We start from the raw sequence: 18442 nt of genomic DNA on the forward strand, positions 1-18442 counted from the left end.
CGACCTCTTACGAGATCGCGGAGCCTCTGACCTGTGGCGGGTGAGGGATTCGAACCCCCGTAGGCGTAAGCCAACTGGTTTACAGCCAGTCCCCTTTGGCCACTCGGGTAACCCGCCATGACCGGGCGTACCGGCCGGGGAGAAGCTTACCCAAGGGCTCCCGGCGGGGGTCAACCGGGATACCCGGGGCTAGGCTGGGTGGCCCCTGACAAGCGAGTACGAGGTGTGAGGACACGTGGCGGATCCCTCTTTCGACGTCGTGAGCAAGGTCGACCGCCAGGAGGTGGACAACGCGCTGAACCAGGCAGGCAAGGAGCTCGGCACGCGCTTCGACTTCCGCGGCACCGGCACGACGATCAGCTGGGCGGGCGAGGAAGCGATCACGGTCGAGTCCGAGACCGAGGAGCGCGCCCTGGCCGCGATCGAGGTGTTCAAGGAGAAGCTGATCAAGCGCAGCATCTCCCTGAAGGCCTTCGAGGCCGACGAGCCGGCGCTGTCCGGCAAGATCTACAAGATCTCGGGAAAGATCCTCCAGGGCATCGCTTCGGACAAGGCGAAGCAGATCGCGAAGTTCGTCCGCGACGAGGGCCCCAAGGGCGTGCAGGCCCAGATCCAGGGCGACCAGCTGCGGGTGTCCGGCAAGAAGAAGGACCAGCTGCAGGAGGTCATCGCCTTGCTGAAGGGCAAGGACTTCGAGATCGCGCTGCAGTTCACGAACTACCGGTGATTCACCCTCGTTGACCTGCGGGTATCTGGTTTCAGGTGCCCGTAGGCCAACCCGGGCGCGGAGTCCCGGCCGAGGCGGCACGAAAGCGGAATTCAGCCATGAAGAGTGCGTGGCCGAGCGACTGGACAGGCCGGATCAGCGGCCGAGCCTGTCCGATGTGCCAGTCGGAGCGCTTGGACGAAGACACCTACGGGATCCGCATCTTCAGCACCGCCGACGTCGACGCCGTACTCCAGCGAACCGACATCCAGCGCGGGTACACGCTGGTCATCTGGCGTGGTCGGCACGTCGTCGAGCCGTTCGAGCTGAGCGAGCCGGAGGCGCAGTCCTACTGGAAGGCGACGCCGACCGTGGCCAAGGCGCTCGCCACGTTCTACCGGCCGCTCAAGATGAACTACGAGACCTTGGGGAACTCCGTTCCGCACCTCCACACGCACCTGCCGCCGCGGTTCGTCGAGGATCCCGCCCCGGGGAGACCTTTTCCGCTGCTGCCGTTGAGTGGCGAGGAAGCTCGGATCGATCCTGCTGTGCTCGCCGGCGACGCTGACGCTCTCCGAGCGATGCTCGGGTGAAGCCGCCTCGACCCGGCGTGATCGGGCTGGGGGGCCACCCACTTGTAGTGGGTTCCCGCCGCTCAGGACGGTGTGATCGTCCAGCTCGCTTCGTAGCCGTCCACCCTCAGGTACGCCGGTCCCGCTACCTCCACCGTCTTCGACTGGTCGCCGATCGCGTTCACCAGCAGGTCGCGGACCTTCTCCGAATGGACCCACAGGGCCACGTTGCCGCGCGTCTTCGCCGTGAACGCGATCGACTTGACACCTTCCGGGACCCGGAACACCGCGTCGCCCTTGCCTGAGGCCGTCGCGCCCGGGGCGGCCACCGGCAGGCTTCGGTAGTCCGCGATCGTGGCCGTCCACGGGGCGTTCGCGTGGACGGTCACCTTGGTCGTCGGGCGGTCGGGGTTCGTGTTCAGCCACGTGGTGCCCTTGTACTTGCCGATCGCGTTGACCAGGCCGTACTCGCCGCCGTCGGTGTCGATGATCACGTTCGCCGAGCACTTCGGGCAGTCGAACGTGAAGAAGCCCAGCTGGTCCGCCGGCCACGACGTCGCGAACTCGCCCTCGCCCTTGCCCGTGTGCGTCTCCGTCGGCACGTCCTTCAGCACCGGGGCCGCCGACGTCGTGGGCGCGGGGACGACCGGCGTGGACGACACGATCGTCCCGAAACCCGACGACGCCTCGCACCCGGCCAGCAGGACCAGGACCAGAAGACCGGACAACCGAAATTTCATCGCTCCCCCTCGCAGCCACTCCACGTTACCGGTCACCCGAAAGCGCACAGCAAACCCCTCGAACGCGCGAATGCCCCGTGTGACTGTCCACGAAGGACCCCATTCGCGTGCTGTAATCGCGCGGTCACCGCGTGGAGAGGCTCAGGATGCGCCGTTTGCTCGCCTTCGTGCTGTCACTCACCGTGATCTGCGCGACACTGACCCCCGCGAGCGCCGCCGAGCGCAAGCAGCTCCTGCCCGGCCTCGGCTCGTACGCGCGCCTGGTCCGGCTCGATCACTCCATCTTCGGCCGCGGGAACATCGTCGCGGCGCTGACCAGCGAAGACGCCGGCGGCAAGTTCACGCCCGTCCTGGAAAGCACCGACGAGGGCGAGACCTTCCACCAGATCGGCGCCATCCACGATCCCGACGGCCGGTACGGCATGTGCTGCGGCACGCTCTACGAACTGCCGGAGCGCGTCGGCCGCCTGCGCGCGGGCACCTTGCTCTGGGCCGCCTCCTACCGGCAGGACGCCGGGGCGCAGCGGCGCGTCGGGATCAAGGTCTGGGCCAGCCCGGACGGCGGCCGCTCGTGGCGGTTCCTGTCCGAAGCCGCCCGCTCGCACAACATCGACGGCATCTGGGAGCCCGAGTTCACCGTCGACGCCGGCGGCACGCTCTGGCTCCACTTCGCCGACGAGACGCAGGCACCGAAGTACGCGCAGGTCCTCAACCGAGTCGCCTCGACCGACGGCGTGAACTGGGGCACCAAGCAGCTCACCCTGGCCATCCCGCCGGACCGGGTCCGGCCCGGCATGCCGATCATCCGCCGGCTGCCCGACGGCCGCTACTACTTCGCCTACGAGATCTGCAACTTCCGCGACCGCTACTGCGACCCGTACTTCAAGATCTCCCCCGACGGCGCCAACTGGGGCAGCCCCACCGACCCCGGCACGCGCGTCGACACCGCGAACGGCAACTACTTCCAGCACGCGCAGACGATCACGCTCTTCCCCGGCGGCCCGAACGGCGTCCGGATCGTCATGGTCGGGCAGATCTACACCAACGCGAAGGGCCAGCCGCAGCCGAAGAACGGCCAGGTGCTGCTCGCGAACGACAACTTCGGCAGCGGCAACTGGTACGAGCTGCCCGCGCCGGTGCACATCACCGGCATCCACAACAACTTCTGCCCGAACTACTCCTCGACGCTGCTGCCGGTCGACGGCGGCAAGAACGTGCTCGAGATCGCCACCGAGTACAACACCGGCTGCAAGGCCTACTTCGGCAAGGGACCGGCTTTCTGATCCCGCCCGGCCCGTAGGGTGGGGCCGACGCCGGATCCGAGGAGGCAGTTCATGAAGGGCATCGTGCTGGCCGGAGGCAGCGGGACGCGCCTGCACCCGATCACCCAGGCGGTGTCGAAGCAGCTGCTGCCGGTCTACGACAAACCGATGGTCTACTACCCGATCTCGGTGCTGATGCTGGCCGGGATCCGCGAGATCCTCGTCATCTCCACCCCCGCCGACCTGCCGATGTTCCGCAAGCTGCTCGGCAACGGCGACCAGTTCGGCGTCTCGTTCTCCTACGCCGAGCAGCCCAGCCCGAACGGACTGGCCGAGGCCTTCGTGATCGGCGCGGACTTCATCGGCGACGACGACGTGGCGCTCGTGCTCGGCGACAACATCTTCTACGGCCAGGGCTTCTCCGGCCGCCTGCAGCAGGCCGTGCTCGAGCTCGACGGCTGCGTCCTGTTCGGCTACCCGGTGAAGGACCCCGAGCGCTACGGCGTCGGCGAGGTCGACGCGGGCGGCAAGCTGGTCTCCATCGAGGAGAAGCCGGCGAAGCCGCGGTCGAACAAGGCGATCACCGGCCTGTACTTCTACGACAACCAGGTCGTCGAGATCTCGCGCGCGCTCAAGCCGTCACCGCGCGGCGAACTGGAGATCACCGACGTCAACCTGACGTACGTGCGCCAGGACCGGGCGTCGCTGGTCGACCTCGGCCGCGGCTTCGCGTGGCTCGACACCGGCACGCACGACTCGCTGCTCGAAGCCGGGCAGTTCGTGCAGGTGCTGGAGCACCGCACCGGCGTGCGCATCGCGTGCCTCGAGGAGATCGCGCTGCGGATGGGCTTCATCGACGCCGACGAGTGCTACGCGCTGGGCGAGAAGCTGGCGAAGTCCGGCTACGGCGACTACGTGAAGGCAGTCGCCGCAGCCGCGGGAGCTTCGGCCTAGAAGAGCTGCTCGCGCAGCGTCGTCCCGGTGTACTCCGTCCGGAACACCCCGCGTTCCTGCAGCAGCGGGACGACCTTCTCGACGAACTCGTCGAGCCCGCCCGGCGTCAGGTGCGGCACGAGGACGAACCCGTCGGCCGCGTCGGACTGGACGTACTCGTCGATCGTCGAAGCGACCGTCGACGGCGTCCCGACGAACTGCTGCCGCGCGGTGACCTCGATCACCAGCTCGCGGATCGAGAGCTTCTTCTCCTCCGCGATCGCCCGCCACTTGCGCGCGAGCGCGACCTGGTCCTTCTCGTGCCGGACGCGGCCCCAGGTCAGCGGCTCGGCGTCCGGGTCGGGGTCGACCTCCGGCAGCGGCCCGTCGACGTCGTAGTCCGACAGGTCGCGGCTCCACACCTGCTCCAGGAACTGGATCGCGGTGGCGGGGCGGACCTGCTGGAGCCGGATCTCACGCGCGTGCTCTTCGGCTTCGGCGTCGGTGTCGCCGAGGACGAACGTCGCCGCCGGCATGATCAGCAGCTCGCCGTACTCGCGGCCGTACGCGGCCAGCCGCCGCTTGACGTCGTGGAAGAACGCCTGGCCGTCTTCGAGGGTGCCGTGGCGGCTGAAGATGACGTCGGCGGCCTTAGCGGCGAACTCGCGGCCTTCGTCGGAGTCGCCGGCCTGGATGACGATCGGCTGCCCCTGCGGCGTCCGCGGCAGCGTGAACTCGCCGTGGATGTCGAACTGCTGTCCACTGTGGACGAACTTGCCGGGGTCGCGGGCGAAGACGCCGTTCTCCTTGTCCCCCACCAGGGTCCCGGGCTGCCAGCTGTCCCACAGCTCGCGCACGGTGGCGAGGAACTCCTCGGCGCGCGCGTAGCGGTCCTCGCGCTTGAGGAAGCCGCCGCGGCGGAAGTTCTTGCCGGTGAAGGCATCCGGCGACGTCACGACGTTCCACGCCGCGCGCCCGCCGGAGAGGTGGTCGATGCTCGCGACCTGGCGGGCGACCTCGTAGGGCTCGTTGAACGTCGAGGACAGCGTCCCGGCCAGGCCGAGGTGCGTGGTGACGGCGGACAGCGCGGCCAGGACGGTGGTCGTGTTGGGCCGGCCGACAACGTCGGAGTCGAGGATCTTGCCCGCGTGCTCGCGCAGCCGCAGGCCCTCGGCGAGGAAGAGGAAGTCGAACTTGCCGCGCTCGGCGGTGCGGGCGAGGTGCTCGAAGGAGGCGAAGTCGATCTGGCTGCCCGACGCGGGGTCGCTCCACACCGTCGTGTTGTTGACGCCGGGGAAGTGCGCGGCGAGCTTGATCTGCTTGGTCATCTCAGGCTCCCGGGGTGACGGCGTAGGCGTTGACGGCCCGGCCGAGGCCGAGGTGGTCGCGCAGGGTTTCGCCGCGGTAGGCGTCCCGGAACGCGCCGGCCGCGCGCAGCGCCGGGACGACTTCGCCGGCGAGCAGGTCGAGGTCGTCGGGCAGGACGGCGGGCCGCAGGTGGAACCCGGCGACGCCGGTCTCGGCGGCCCAGCGGGGCAGGTCGGCGGCCAGCTGCGCGGGGGTGCCGACGAACGACAGGCCGGCGGGCTCGAACGGGACCAGGGCGTCCAGCTCGTGCTGCCGGTCGCGGGCGCCCTGCTCGGTCTCGGCGAGCACGATCGACACCGTGGCCAGGACCTTGGCTCCCGGGAAGCGGGCGGCCGCGGCGCGCACGGCGTCGAGGTGGTCGGCGCGGGTGATGACCAGGTCGGCGCCGACGGCGTGCGGCGAGTCGCCGTAGACCGCGGTCACCGGGTGACCCTGCGGCGGACGCGGGGTGATCGACGGGCCCTTCACGCTGAAGAAGCGGCCCTCGAAGTCGACGTAGTGCAGCTTCTCCCGGTCGATGAACCGGCCGGTGGCGGCGTCGCGGACGATCGCGTCGTCCTCCCAGCTGTCCCACAACCGGGTGATGACGTCGAGGACTTCCGCCGTCTCGGCCTCCCCGTCCTGCGGGGAAGGGGCCGGGCGACGGCCGAAGTGCGCGGCCTCGGCGTCGGTCGGCGACGGCACCGCGAGCACGCCGGCGCGGCCGCGGCTCGCGTAGTCGAGGGTCGCCACCGACGTCGAGACGTGGAACGGCTCGGTGTGCGTGGTCGTGACGGTCGGGACCAGGCCGATCCGGCTGGTCGCCGGCGCGATCGCGGACAGCGTGAGCAGCGCGTCGAGGCGCCCTCGGACGACCCCCTCGCCGCCGGACTGCAACGCCAGCGAGTCGTCCAGGGTGACGAAGTCGAGCGAAGCGGCTTCGGCCAGCTTCGCGTACCTCAGGTAGTGACCGGAGGTGAACAGCGCGGCGGGCTCGGCCGCGGATACCCGCCAGGCGGCCGGGTGGAACCCGGCCCCGTCGATGGCGACGCCCAGGTGCAGCTCTGCGGAGACCATGCTTACGCAACCGCCGGACCGGAACCGGGATTCCCGCTCCCACCAGTTGAGAAGACCGGGTCAGAGGCTGTGGCGGGCCATCTCCTCGAGCCGCGCGATGCGGTCGGCGATCGGCGGGTGCGTCGAGAACAGCTTGCTCAGGCCTTCACCGGGGCGGAACGGGTTCGCGATCATCAGGTGCGACTGCGACACGAGCTGCGGCTCGGCGACCAGCGGCCGCGCCCGCGTGCCGGCCTCCAGCTTCCGCAGCGCCGAGGCCAGGCCGAGCGGGTCGCCGGTCAGCTTCGCGCCGGACGCGTCGGCCTGGTACTCCCGCGAGCGGCTCACGCCCATCCGGATGACCGCCGCCGCGATCGGCCCGACGAAGATCAGCATCAGGCTGACCAGCGGGCTGCCGTCGCGGTTGTTGCCGCCGAAGAACAGCGCGATGTTCGCGAGCACGCTGATCACGCTGGCCAGCGCGCCGGCGACGCACGAGATGAGGATGTCGCGGTTGTAGACGTGGGACAGCTCGTGCCCGAGCACGGCCCGCAGCTCCCGCTCGTCCAGCAGGTCGAGGATGCCGGTCGTGCAGCAGACGGCCGCGTGGCGAGGGCTGCGGCCGGTCGCGAACGCGTTGGGCGCGACGGTCGGGCTGAGGTAGAGCTGCGGCATCGGCTGCCGGGCGACGTGGGCGAGCTCCCGCACGATCCGGTACATCGCCGGCTGCTCGACCTCGGACACCGGCCGCGCGTGCATCGCGCGCAGCGCCATCTTGTCCGAGTTGAAGTACGCGAAGGCGTTCATCCCGAGCGCGACGACCAGGCCGATGACCAGGGCGCCGCGGCCGAACAGGCCGCTGATCGCGATGATGATCGCCGACAGCAGACCGAGCAGCATCGCCGTCTTCAGTCCGTTCTGGTGCCCGTGCACGCGCTCGCCTCCGTCCGCTCTTCAGGTGAGTTACCCATCGGAAACAACGCGATCGGGGGACGCGAAGTTCCTTCACGTGGGGATCGCGCGGGTTAGGCTCGGAGGGCGAGTTGATCACGAGCGGAGGCGCCGATGCGAGGTCGCCCGATAGGCCGGAGGACCCTGTTCGCCCTGGTCACGGCCGGTGCCGGGGCCCTGGTCGTGCCCGGGGTGGCGCGGGCTGAGGACGTCCGCTCGATCGAGCTCGGCGGGGCGCCCACCGCGGTCACGGTGAACCCCGTCACCGGGCTCGCGTACGTCACCGATCCCGAGGCCGGCACGGTCACGGTCATCGACTCGCGCACCGCCACGGTCGGCGCCGTCATCAGCGTCGGCGGCGCCCCCGGAGACGTCGCGATCGACGCGAAAGCCAACCGGATCTACGTCTCGAACCCGCCGGCCGGCACGGTCGTCGTGCTGGACGGCCGCACCCACGACCTGGTGAGCGTGATCGGCGCGGGCGCCGGCGCGTCCGCGCTGGCCGTGGACGACCAGGCCAACCGCGTCTACGCGGTCAGCGGCAGCACCGGCATGCTCGCCGTGCTCGACGGCGTCAGCTGCACCCTCGCCGCGCTCGTGCCGGGCCCGAAGCCGAGCCTCGGCGGCGTCGCGGTCGACGCCGGCCGCAAGCTCGCCTACTGCGCCAGCACCGGCACGGACTCGCTCGAGGTGTTCTCGATCGACAGCGGGAAGTTCGTCGCCAGCGTGAAGGTCGGTGCGCGGCCGACCGCCGTCGCGGTGCACGCCGCGAGCGGTTCGGTGTACGTGGCCAACTCCGGCATCCACCACATGTCCATTGTGGACGCGGCGACGCGCACCGAGCGCAAGACCGTGTTGCTGCGCAGCGAATCGTCCGCGCTGGCCGTGCACCAGGGCACGAACACCGTCTACACCAACGGCGGCCAGAACGGGCTGAGCCGGATCGACGGCGCGAGCGGGACGCTGACCGGCGAGCTGTCGCTGGGCGTCAACCCCGGCGACGTCGCGGTCGACGAGCGCACGCGCACGGTGTTCGTCACGGATCCCTTGCACGGCAGGGTTTCCCTGATCCGGGATTTCTGAGCAGGCAGCTGGGGTAACTCCAGGTATACGGTCGGAATCTATGAAACTCGGACTGCAGATCCCCGACTTCACCTGGCCGAACGGGGCGTCCGCGCTGGGCGCCGAACTGGCCGCCGTCGTCCGCACCGCCGACAACGCGGGCTTCGACTCCATCGCCGTGATGGACCACTTCTTCCAGATCGGCGGGGTCGGCCCCGTCGAAAACGACATGCTCGAGGCGTACACGACCCTCGGCTTCATCGCCGCGCACACCGAGCGCGCCAAGCTGCTGACCGTCGTCACCGGTGTCCTCTACCGGCACCCGGGCCTGCTGGCCAAGGCGATCACGACGCTGGACGTGCTGTCCGGCGGCCGCGCGATCCTGGGCATCGGCGCGGGCTGGAACGAGAACGAGTCCCGCGGGCTCGGCTTCCCCTTCCCGCCGGTCGCGGAGCGCTTCGAGCTGCTGGAGGAGAACCTCCAGTACGTGCTCCAGATGTGGGCCGAGGGCGACGCGCCGTTCAAGAGCAAGCACTTCGACGCGGCCCGGCTGCTGAACGTGCCACAGGCGCTGTCGGACCCGCGCCCGCCGATCATGATCGGCGGCGGTGGCGAGAAGAAGACGCTGCGGCTGGTCGCCAAGTACGCCGACCAGTGCAACCTCTTCAACGGCCCCGAGCTGGAGCACAAGCTCGACGTACTCAAGCAGCACTGCGAGAACGAGGGCCGCGACTACGGTTCGATCACCAAGACCGTCTACCACATCCTCGACATCGGCGAGAACGGTGAGAAGACCGGCGAGCTGCTGAACGAGCTGGAGCGGCTGCACGGGCTCGGCATCGACATCGCCCTCGGCATGGTCCCGCACGTCCACAACCCGGCCGTGCTGGAGAAGTTCGGCACCGACGTCATCCCGGCGGCGGAGAAGATCGGCTGATCACCGATGGGCTGCCTCGCGGAACGGTTCCGCGAGGCAGCCGTCACGAACTCGTTCCCGCGGCCGGGTTCTCGATATCCTCACTGAGGACGTATTGCAGATCGTATGTCGAAAAAATCGAGAACTTCCCCGTCGCTTTCAAAGCGCCATATGTTCTCTCCATGAAAGAACGAGCGTTATCGACATCCCGATTGAGGGTCCGAAACCGAAGCATGTACGGATGTGTCGCGAACGGCATGTCGTCGTAGATCTCATAACCGTGGTTCACGAACAGTTCGACCGCGACGTCCTCGCGCCGCCCGACGTACGCCTCGTCTTGATATTTCGGTTCCCGCAGAAGCGGCGTTCCGACCAGCTCTGCAATCTCGCCGACGACCGATTGGACGGGCACGGCCTCGAGCGGCCTCAGGAATATTTCGACATGTGTTGCCATTGACGCACACCTCCCGCACCGCCCTCAAGGAGCGACGATCGTCCAGCACTTGCATGACTTTCGTACTGCCCGGATTAGTCGCCTCGATCGTCTTGAACTCGGTCGGCGTCCCGTCGAGGAGCGCGTCCGGCGTTCGAACCCCTGGCTCCGTGGACGGCTTGAGCGCCTTCACGTCATGTCCCTCACCAGCCAGTCGTTCGGCGATCTTTCGCTCAGCCTGGTTGAAGGTGGATTCGGACTGGTCGATCACGCCGGTTCGCTCACCGAGCTCCTCACCGAGCTTCGTGGTGTCCGCCTGCTCGATGTTCGGCTCCGGGGTCCGCTCGACCGCCATCGCCATGGCCGTCACCCCGCCCGCGACCGCACCGAGGACTTCCGCCCCTTCCAGGGTGGCCACCGCTCCGGCCGAGAGCTCCGCGATCGGGCCCGCCAGCACGCCGATGACGTCGATCCCCAGCAGTTCGGCCGCGCCCACGAGGACGTCGAACGCCCCCTCGGTGAGGATGCTGACGATGCCCGCGATCGCGAGCCCGAGCCCGGCCCCGTCGACCACGTCACGGACCGAGTCTTCGATGCGCTGGCGGGTGTCGACGACCCAGACCCGGAAGTCCGCGAATGCCGTCGACAGCTTCCGCAGGAACTGCGGGAGCACGAAGAAGATCGCCGTGTCGTGCCCACCGGCGAGCCTGTCCCAGAAGTCGTTCAGGGCATCGACGTCCGCGGAGTCGTTGTTCTCCACCAGCTCGAACATGCGGTTCTTGAGGTCGGCCGCCAGCGCCTGGACGGCGTCGCCGGCTTGTTCGAAGGCCAGCTGGATGTTGGTCAGCTTCCCGGTGTCGGCGTTCGGCACGTACCGGCCGATCCCGTGCGGCAGCCACCACTCCTCCGACCCCAGCAGACCCGGCCACGCCGGGCTGCCGCCGGCCTTCGGCGGCAGCAGCGGCGTCCACGGCGCCGGACCGGGTTGCGGATGGGAAGAGTTGTCCGCGGCCCAGTGGTTCAGCCCGGCCTGGTCGATGCCCGCGGCGACCGAGCCGAGCACGTCGTAGGCGCGGAAAAAGGCTGCGACCAGGGTGTGCATGGCGCTCTGGTAGCCGCGTTCGAACGCCTCGGCACCGTCTCCCGCGCCGGCCGCACCGGCATTGCCCTCCAGCGCGGTGAACAGTTTCAGCCGGATCTGGCGCACTTGCTCCTGCCCCTCGGCCAGGCCGAGAGCGACGACATGGAAGTCCTCGGGCGTGACGTCGACGACACCCTGCGGCGCACCGCCGTCATCGATCCGGGCCACGCCAGATACCCAGATTGGCCGACAGGGCTGCACCGTGGTTGTCGTGTGCGGTCAGGACGAATTCCCGGATACGCGGTAGGTCGGAGTGCAATTCCCTGACTGCGACAACCCATTCGCCATATGCCGTCGCGAAAGCGTTTTGCCCCTCAGCGTGCCCAATTCACCCTCCCCGGTGACTGACGGCGTCCGACCAGTCACGTTAGCGGCCGAGTCTTGGGTAATCGAACGGTAAAGTCAGCCGTCCTTGGCGACGACGCGGGTGAGCGCCGCGACGCCGATCCCCGCGACGGCGAGCACGATCCCCGCGACCACCCAGCCGACCAGCACCAGCACCGCGCCGGTGGCCGCGAACAGGGCGAACTCCACCAGGAAGCGGGCCGGTTCCGGCAGCCGGCGGCGGGCCCGCGGGGCGATGAACAGGCCCCAGATCGCGGCGGCCACCACCGGCAGCAGGACCGCGTCGACGATCGCCAGCGCCACCCCGCTGCCGAGCTGGGTGCCGGCCAGCGCCAGGCCGCCCAGCAGGGCCAGCTCGGTCAGGAAGCGGACCGTCAGCACCACGCCCGCGAACCCGCTCAGGCGGGGACCCGTCTCCGAAGTCATCGGGCCAGCCTAGGACCCGGGTCCACTGTGGACGTTACGGGTTCGGACCGGCACCGTCCGTGATCTCGGCCACACGACGTGATCATGTTGCGGTTCCGAATCGGTCCACCACGCCGCCACGCGTCGCTGTAACGACGGTCCACCCCTGCTCGACGTGTTAAGCGCATATCGCGACCGCGAGCCAAGGAGCCTGGTAGATGACCACATGTCGACTCTGCGGTTCGACAAACACGGCCAGCGTGGTGGACCTCGGGGCCACTCCCCCATGTGAGCGATTCTTGACCGCCGAGCAGCTCGACGAGCCGGAAGCCACCTTCCCGCTCCACCTCAAGGTGTGCACCGACTGCTGGCTCGCTCAGATCCCCCCGCTGATCGATCCTGACGACACCTTCACCGAGTACGCGTACTTCTCGTCGTTCTCGACGTCGTGGGTCGAGCACGCGAAGCGCTTCGTCGACGGGTCGGTCGAGCGGCTGGGACTCGACGAGAAGTCGTTCGTCGTCGAGGTCGCCAGCAACGACGGTTACCTGCTCAAGCACGTCGTCGGGCACGGCATCCGGTGTCTGGGCGTCGAACCTTCGGTGAACGTCGGGCAGGCGGCGCGAGACGCCGGCGTGCCCACCCTCACGGCCTTCCTCTCCGAGGAGACCGGCCGCCAGGTGCGCGAGGAGCACGGCCCGGCCGACCTGGTCGCCGCCAACAACGTCTACGCGCACATCCCCGACGTCCTCGGCTTCACGAAGGGCCTGCGCGCCCTCGTCGCCGACGACGGCTGGGTCTCCATCGAGGTCCAGCACCTGCTCACGCTGATCGAGAAGAACCAGTACGACACGATCTACCACGAGCACTTCCAGTACTACACGGTCGAATCGGCCCGGCGCGCCCTCGCGACCGGCGGCCTGACCGTGGTCGACGTCGAGCTGGTGCCGACGCACGGCGGGTCGATCCGGCTGTGGGCGCGTCCCGACGAGGTCGCGGGCGAGCCCAGCGAGCGGATGACCGACGTCCTGGAGCGCGAAAAGGCCGCCGGGCTGCACGAGCTGTCCGGGTACACCGAGTTCGCCGAGCGCGTCACCCGCGTGCGGCTGGACCTGCTGAAGTTCCTCATCGAGGCGCGCAACGACGGGAAGACCGTCGTCGGCTACGGCGCCCCGGGCAAGGGCAACACCCTGCTCAACCACTGCGGCATCCGCACGGACGTGCTGCAGTACACGGTCGACCGCAACCCGTACAAGCACGGCCGGTTCACCCCGGGGACGCGCATCCCGGTGCTGCCCCCGGAGCGGATCGAAGCCGACCGGCCCGACTACGTGCTCGTCCTCCCGTGGAACCTCCGGGAGGAACTGACCGAACAGCTGTCGTTCGTGGGTGAGTGGGGCGGAAAGCTCGTGTTCCCCATCCCCCGCCTGGAAATCGTCGAGGTGCAGTGAAGTGAAGGTCGTCCTCTTCTGCGGTGGCTACGGGATGCGGATGCGCAACGGCGCGGCCGACGACGTCCCCAAGCCGATGGCGATGGTCGGTCCGAGACCGCTCATCTGGCACGTCATGCGCTACTACGCGCATTTCGGCCACACGGAGTTCATCCTGTGCCTCGGCTACGGCGCGGCGCACATCAAGAACTTCTTCCTGAACTACCAGGAAACCATTTCCAACGACTTCGTCCTGCGGGGCGGCAAGGCCGAGCTGCTCTCGACCGACATCGCCGACTGGACGATCACCTTCGTGCAGACCGGCATCGAGTCGCCGATCGGTGAGCGCCTGCGCCGCGTCCGCGACTACCTCGACGGCGACGAGATGTTCCTCGCGAACTACGCCGACGTCCTCTCCGACGTCCCGCTGCCCGACATGATCGAGCGGTTCTCGAACACCGACGCCGGCGCGTCGATGATGGTCGTCCCGCCGCAGTCGTCGTTCCACTGCGTGGAGATGAACGAGGGCGGCATGGTCGGCTCGATCACGGCGGTCAGCGAGATGCCGCTGTGGGAGAACGGCGGGTACTTCGTGCTCCGCCAGGAGGTCTTCGACCACATCCCGGAGAACGGCGACCTGGTCGCCGACGGCTGCGGCGAGCTGGCCAAGCGCGGCCGGCTCCTGGCCTACCCGTACCGCGGGTTCTGGAAGCCGACCGACACGGTCAAGGAGCGCGCCGCGCTCGACGACGCGTACACGCACGGCAAGAAGCCCTGGGCGCTCTGGGAGCAGCCCGTCGCGAGCACCGCGTGATCGGGCTGCGGCCGGGACGGCTCGGCGGCGTCGTCGCCCTCGGCGCGCACTGCGACGACATCGCGATCGGCGCCGGCGGCACCCTGCTGACGCTCTGTGCCGGGCGTCCGGGCCTGCGGGTCGACGCGGTGATCCTGTCCGGCGGCGGCACGCCCCGCGAGGACGAGGAGCGGGCGGCGCTCGCGGCGTTCTGCCCGGGCGCGCAGCTCGACGTCACGGTCTTGAAACTCCCGGACGGGCGCTTCCCGGCGCACTGGGAAGAGGCCAAGAACGCCCTGGAGGAGCTGCGGCGGCGGACCGAGCCGGACGTCATCCTGGCCCCGCGCACCGACGACGCGCACCAGGACCACCGCGGGCTCGCCAAGCTGGTGCCGACGGCGTTCCGCGACCACCTCGCGCTGGGCTACGAGATCGTCAAGTGGGACGGCGACCTCGGGGCCCCTTCGGTGTACCAGCCGCTCGACGACGACGTCGCCGAGGAGAAGGTCCGGCTGCTGCAGACGCACTACGCGTCGCAGCGGCACCGCGGCTGGTACGACCGCGAGGCGTTCCTCGGCCTGGCGCGGATCCGCGGGATCGAAGCGGCCGCGAAGTACGCCGAAGCGTTTTTCGTCAAGAAACTCACTCTCGACCTGAAGGGCTGATCCGATGCGGGTGTTGCTGACGGGGCACAAGGGCTACCTGGGGACGGTGATGGCCCCGGTGCTCGCGGCCGCCGGTCACGAGGTCGTCGGCCTCGACTCGGGGCTGTTCGAGGACTGCCTGCTCGGACCCACGCCGGCCGACCCGGCCGGGATCGCCGTCGACCTGCGCGACGTGGAGGCGAAGCACGTCGAGGGCTTCGACGCGGTGATCCACCTCGCCGCGCTCTCGAACGACCCGCTCGGCTCGCTCGCGCCGGAGCTGACCTACGACATCAACCACCACGCGTCGGTGAAGCTCGCGAAGCTGGCCAAAGACGCAGGCGTGCAGCGCTACCTCTACGCGTCGACCTGCTCGGTGTACGGCGCGGGCGGCGACAAGCTGGTCGACGAGGACGCGCCGCTGAAGCCGGTGACGCCGTACGCCGAGTCGAAGGTGCGCGTCGAGGCCGACGTCCACGAGCTCGCCGACGACGGCTTCACCCCGGTCTACATGCGCAACGCGACCGCGTTCGGCTACTCGCCCCGGCTGCGCGGCGACATCGTGCTGAACAACCTCACCGCGCACGCGCACCTGTCCGGCGAGGTGCTGGTGCTCTCCGACGGCACCCCGTGGCGGCCGCTGGTGCACGCCCAGGACATCGCGCGCGCGTTCACCGCCGCGCTGACGGCGCCCAAGGAGGCCGTGCACAACAAGGCCTTCAACATCGGCACCGAGGACAACAACGTCACCGTCGCCGAGATCGCCCAGGAGGTCGTCGAGGCCGTGCCGGGCTCGACGCTGAACATCACCGGCGAGGCCGGCGCCGACCCGCGCTCCTACCGCGTCGACTTCTCGCGCTTCCGCGACGCCATCCCGGGCTTCGCGTGCGAGTGGTCGGTCAAGGACGGCGCCGTCGAGCTCATCGAGGCCTACCGCAAGTTCGGGCTCACCCGCGAGTCGTTCGAGAAGCTGTTCACCCGGCTCGCCTGGCTGAAGAGCGAAGGCGAAGCCGGCCGCATCGACGACACCATGCGGCGGCACTAGTGACGGGCACGCAGCTGCGGTCGGGGGCGGAGCTGCACGCCCTGGTCGAGAGGCTGTACCCGATCTGCCGCAGCATCACCGGCGACGGCGTGCGGCAGACCCTGGACATCATCGGCGAGCACATCGCGCTCGAGCGGCACGAGGTCCCGACCGGCACGGCGGTGCTGGACTGGACGATCCCGCAGGAGTGGAACATCCGGGACGCGTACGTCGCGTCTCCTGACGGCTCGCGCGTCATCGACTTCCAGGAGTCGAACCTCCACGTCGTGGGGTACAGCGTCCCGGTGCGGCAGCGGATGCCGCTGAGCGAGCTGCGGGAGCACCTGCACACGCTGCCGGACCAGCCGTCGTGGGTGCCCTACCGGACCAGCTACTACGCCCCGGCCTGGGGTTTCTGCCTCGCGCAGGAGAAGCTCGACGCGCTGCCCGACGGCGAGTACGACGTCGTCATCGACTCGACCCTGGCCGACGGCTCGCTGACGTACGGCGAGCACGTCGTCCCGGGTCGCGTCACCGACGAGGTCATCGTGTCCTGCCACGTCTGCCACCCGTCGCTGGCCAACGACAACCTGGCCGGCATCGCGGTAGCGGTGTCGCTGGCCCAGCAGCTGGCCGAGTCGCAGCCGCACTACACCTACCGGTTCCTGTTCATGCCGGGGACGATCGGCTCGATCACGTGGCTGGCCCGCAACTCGTCGCGGATCGACAAGGTCAAGCACGGCCTGGTCCTGGCCTGCGCCGGCGACCCGGGCCCGCTGACCTACAAGAAGTCCCGCCGCGACGACGCCGAGATCGACCGCGTCCTGCAGCACGTGCTGCGCTCGCGCGAGCACCGCGTTGTCGACTTCTCGCCGTATGGCTACGACGAGCGCCAGTTCTGCTCGCCGGGCTTCAACCTCGGCGTCGGCTCCCTGACGCGGACGCCGTACGCGGGCTACCCCGAGTACCACACCTCGGCGGACAACCCGAGCTTCGTTTCGCCGACGGCCATGGAGGACACCCTCGGCGCGCTTCGCGACGCCTTCGGCGTCCTGGACCGCAACCGCCGGTACGTCAACCTCAGCCCGTACGGCGAGCCGCAGCTCGGCAAGCGCGGGCTGTACGACTCGCTCGGCGGCCGCAGCGACGCCAAGCAGGCCCAGATGGCGATGCTCTGGGTGCTCAACCTCTCCGACGGCGAGCACTCGCTCCTGGACATCGCCGAGCGAGCCGGGCTGCCCTTCGACATCGTCGACGTCGCGGCCCGTGCTCTGCACGACGCCGGTCTGGTCAAGGAGTGAGCGACGTGGCCAACCACCGCCGTGCGCCGCGCTCGATCTTCCGGTCGGGCGCGGTGCGCGCGATGGCCGGAAGGTTGAGCTGGGGCCTCGGCGACCAGGCGGTGTCCAGCCTGACCAACTTCGCCGTCGGGCTGTACGTGGCCCGCTCGCTCGGGACGTTCGCCTTCGGCATCTTCAGCCTCGCCTGGGTGACCTACGGCGTCGTCTTGAACGTTTCCCGGGGTCTGGCCACCGACCCGCTGATGGTGCGGTTCAGCGCGGTGCCGGAGGCCCGCTGGCGACTGGGGGTCGCCAGCGCGTCGGGCACCGCGATCGGCGTCGGCTGCGCGACCGGGCTGATCAGCCTGGTCGCGGGGCTGGCCGCGGGCGGCCCGCTCGGCAACGCGTTCGTCGCGCTCGCCGTCGTCCTGCCGGGCCTGCTGCTGCAGGACGCGTGGCGCTTCGCCTTCTTCGCCCGCGGCGCGGGCAAGAAAGCCTTCATCAACGACTGTGTGTGGGGCGTGGCGCTCCTCCCGGCGCTGTACGTTGCCGCTCAGGTCCACACGGTCGTCGCGTTCGTGCTCGCCTGGGGCCTCTCCGGCGCGGTCGCGGCCGCCTACGGCTGGTTCCAGACCGGGATCCTGCCCCACCCCCGCGAGGCACTGGGCTGGTTCCGGCGGCAGCGCGACCTGAGTGTCCGCTACCTGGTCGAGAACGTCAGCAACAGCGGCGCGTCCCAGCTGCGCGCGTACGGCCTCGGCGCCATCGCCGGCATCACCGCCGTCGGCGCGGTCCGCGGCGCCGAGCAGCTCCTCGGGCCGTTCCTGGCCCTGCTCATGGGGCTGTCGCTGGTCACGGTCGCCGAGGGCGCGCGGGTGCTCCAGCGGGCCCCGCACCGGCTGAAGCACTTCTGCATGATCCTCGGCGGCGGCCAGGCCGCCGCCGCGCTGTGCTGGGGCCTCGGGCTGCTGCTCCTGGTGCCCGACGGCGCCGGCCGCTGGGTGATGGGCTCGGTGTGGGACTCGTCGTCCCCGCTGATCCTCCCGGTCACCCTGGCCGTGGTCGGCGCGAGCTTCGCCACCGGCGCGGCGGCCGGGCTGCGGGCACTGGGCGCCGCACCGCGGAGCCTGCGGTCGCAGCTGATCGCCTCCCTGTTCTACGTCACGTTCGGCATCACCGGCGCCTTCCTCGGTGATGCCGCCGGGTCCGCGTGGGGCGTCGCGATCGCCACGCTCACCGGCTCCGTCGTCTGGTGGTGGCAGCTGCGGCTCGGGCTGCGCGACTACGTCCCGCCGGAGCCGGGAGCCAACGAGACGACCATCGTCTTCGCCCCGCTCCGGGAAACGATCAACGAAACCACCGTGGTCTTCGAGCCGATCAAAGAGCCGATCAAGGAATGAGG

18 protein-coding genes and 1 tRNA gene are annotated in these 18442 nt (G+C 69.5%); 12 read left to right on the plus strand and 7 right to left on the minus strand.

Annotated features, from left to right (window positions below; genetic code table 11):
- Positions 1-34 precede the first annotated feature (34 nt).
- Positions 35-117 (minus strand) — tRNA-Tyr (locus ABZ342_RS12730).
- 118 nt (positions 118-235) lie between these two features.
- Between ABZ342_RS12730 and ABZ342_RS12735 the strand changes: the two genes are divergently transcribed.
- Together ABZ342_RS12735 and ABZ342_RS12740 are read left to right on the plus strand one after the other, a co-directional pair.
- Positions 236-727, plus strand: coding sequence for a YajQ family cyclic di-GMP-binding protein (locus ABZ342_RS12735; protein ID WP_155548830.1), 492 nt, complete (start codon positions 236-238; stop codon positions 725-727).
- A gap of 173 nt (positions 728-900) precedes the next feature.
- Positions 901-1299 (plus strand): HIT family protein, encoded by a 399-nt coding sequence (locus ABZ342_RS12740; protein ID WP_360472031.1) that lies wholly within the window; start codon positions 901-903, stop codon positions 1297-1299.
- Between the two features lie 62 nt (positions 1300-1361).
- Here ABZ342_RS12740 and ABZ342_RS12745 read toward each other — a convergent pair whose 3' ends face one another.
- Complete coding sequence (locus ABZ342_RS12745; RefSeq protein ID WP_360472034.1) at positions 1362-2018, minus strand: hypothetical protein; 657 nt, start codon at positions 2016-2018, stop codon at positions 1362-1364.
- 146 nt (positions 2019-2164) lie between these two features.
- Between ABZ342_RS12745 and ABZ342_RS12750 the strand changes: the two genes are divergently transcribed.
- Together ABZ342_RS12750 and rfbA are read left to right on the plus strand one after the other, a co-directional pair.
- Positions 2165-3301, plus strand: coding sequence for a sialidase family protein (locus ABZ342_RS12750; RefSeq protein WP_196425871.1), 1137 nt, complete (start codon positions 2165-2167; stop codon positions 3299-3301).
- A gap of 51 nt (positions 3302-3352) precedes the next feature.
- Positions 3353-4234 carry a glucose-1-phosphate thymidylyltransferase RfbA gene (gene rfbA / locus ABZ342_RS12755; protein WP_360472037.1) on the plus strand — a complete coding sequence of 294 codons (882 nt, stop codon included), beginning with the start codon at positions 3353-3355 and terminating at the stop codon, positions 4232-4234.
- Here rfbA and ABZ342_RS12760 read toward each other — a convergent pair.
- The 3 genes from ABZ342_RS12760 to htpX are packed head-to-tail and all read right to left on the minus strand — an operon-like array spanning position 4231 to position 7549.
- A complete protein-coding gene (locus ABZ342_RS12760) occupies positions 4231-5541 on the minus strand; it encodes an NtaA/DmoA family FMN-dependent monooxygenase (protein ID WP_155548825.1) in 1311 nt (436 codons plus the stop codon). The two genes, rfbA and ABZ342_RS12760, sit on opposite strands and share 4 nt — an antisense overlap.
- A gap of 1 nt (position 5542) precedes the next feature.
- A complete protein-coding gene (locus ABZ342_RS12765; RefSeq protein WP_360472040.1) occupies positions 5543-6637 on the minus strand; it encodes an LLM class flavin-dependent oxidoreductase in 1095 nt (364 codons plus the stop codon).
- Between the two features lie 60 nt (positions 6638-6697).
- Entirely contained in the window at positions 6698-7549 is an 852-nt protein-coding gene (gene htpX / locus ABZ342_RS12770) for a zinc metalloprotease HtpX (protein WP_360472043.1), read from the minus strand.
- Between the two features lie 132 nt (positions 7550-7681).
- Here htpX and ABZ342_RS12775 point away from each other — a divergent pair, with 132 nt between their 5' ends.
- Both ABZ342_RS12775 and ABZ342_RS12780 read left to right on the plus strand, forming a co-directional pair.
- Positions 7682-8650: a hypothetical protein gene (locus ABZ342_RS12775; protein WP_360472046.1), complete on the plus strand. Its 969-nt coding sequence runs from the start codon at positions 7682-7684 to the stop codon at positions 8648-8650.
- Positions 8651-8690: 40 nt separating this feature from the next.
- The gene (locus ABZ342_RS12780) at positions 8691-9566 is read left to right on the plus strand and encodes an LLM class F420-dependent oxidoreductase (RefSeq protein ID WP_360472049.1); all 876 of its coding nucleotides are present in this window, start codon (positions 8691-8693) and stop codon (positions 9564-9566) included.
- A gap of 251 nt (positions 9567-9817) precedes the next feature.
- Here ABZ342_RS12780 and ABZ342_RS12785 read toward each other — a convergent pair whose 3' ends face one another.
- Both ABZ342_RS12785 and ABZ342_RS12790 read right to left on the minus strand, forming a co-directional pair.
- Entirely contained in the window at positions 9818-11287 is a 1470-nt protein-coding gene (locus tag ABZ342_RS12785) for a hypothetical protein (RefSeq protein WP_360472051.1), read from the minus strand.
- Positions 11288-11521: 234 nt separating this feature from the next.
- Entirely contained in the window at positions 11522-11890 is a 369-nt protein-coding gene (locus ABZ342_RS12790) for a YrdB family protein (protein WP_196425869.1), read from the minus strand.
- Between the two features lie 197 nt (positions 11891-12087).
- On the opposite strand from ABZ342_RS12790, the gene ABZ342_RS12795 reads away from it, so the two are divergent.
- Genes ABZ342_RS12795 through ABZ342_RS12820 form a run of 6 tightly spaced genes read left to right on the plus strand, consistent with a single transcriptional unit; the run spans position 12088 to position 18440 of the window.
- Positions 12088-13320, plus strand: coding sequence for a class I SAM-dependent methyltransferase (locus tag ABZ342_RS12795; protein WP_360472054.1), 1233 nt, complete (start codon positions 12088-12090; stop codon positions 13318-13320).
- 1 nt (position 13321) lies between these two features.
- Complete coding sequence (locus tag ABZ342_RS12800; RefSeq protein ID WP_360472057.1) at positions 13322-14113, plus strand: glucose-1-phosphate cytidylyltransferase; 792 nt, start codon at positions 13322-13324, stop codon at positions 14111-14113.
- Complete coding sequence (locus ABZ342_RS12805) at positions 14110-14757, plus strand: PIG-L deacetylase family protein (protein WP_360472060.1); 648 nt, start codon at positions 14110-14112, stop codon at positions 14755-14757. Before ABZ342_RS12800 ends, ABZ342_RS12805 begins: the two co-directional genes overlap by 4 nt.
- Positions 14758-14761: 4 nt before the next feature.
- Positions 14762-15781, plus strand: coding sequence for an SDR family oxidoreductase (locus ABZ342_RS12810; RefSeq protein ID WP_360472062.1), 1020 nt, complete (start codon positions 14762-14764; stop codon positions 15779-15781).
- Positions 15781-17061: a DUF4910 domain-containing protein gene (locus tag ABZ342_RS12815; RefSeq protein ID WP_360472065.1), complete on the plus strand. Its 1281-nt coding sequence runs from the start codon at positions 15781-15783 to the stop codon at positions 17059-17061. Before ABZ342_RS12810 ends, ABZ342_RS12815 begins: the two co-directional genes overlap by 1 nt.
- A gap of 5 nt (positions 17062-17066) precedes the next feature.
- Positions 17067-18440, plus strand: a complete 1374-nt coding sequence (locus tag ABZ342_RS12820; RefSeq protein ID WP_360472068.1) for a hypothetical protein — start codon at positions 17067-17069, stop codon at positions 18438-18440.
- Positions 18441-18442 lie beyond the last annotated feature (2 nt).

Origin of the sequence: Amycolatopsis sp. NPDC005961 (assembly GCF_040629235.1) — a bacterium.
Taxonomy (GTDB): domain Bacteria; phylum Actinomycetota; class Actinomycetes; order Mycobacteriales; family Pseudonocardiaceae; genus Amycolatopsis; species Amycolatopsis camponoti.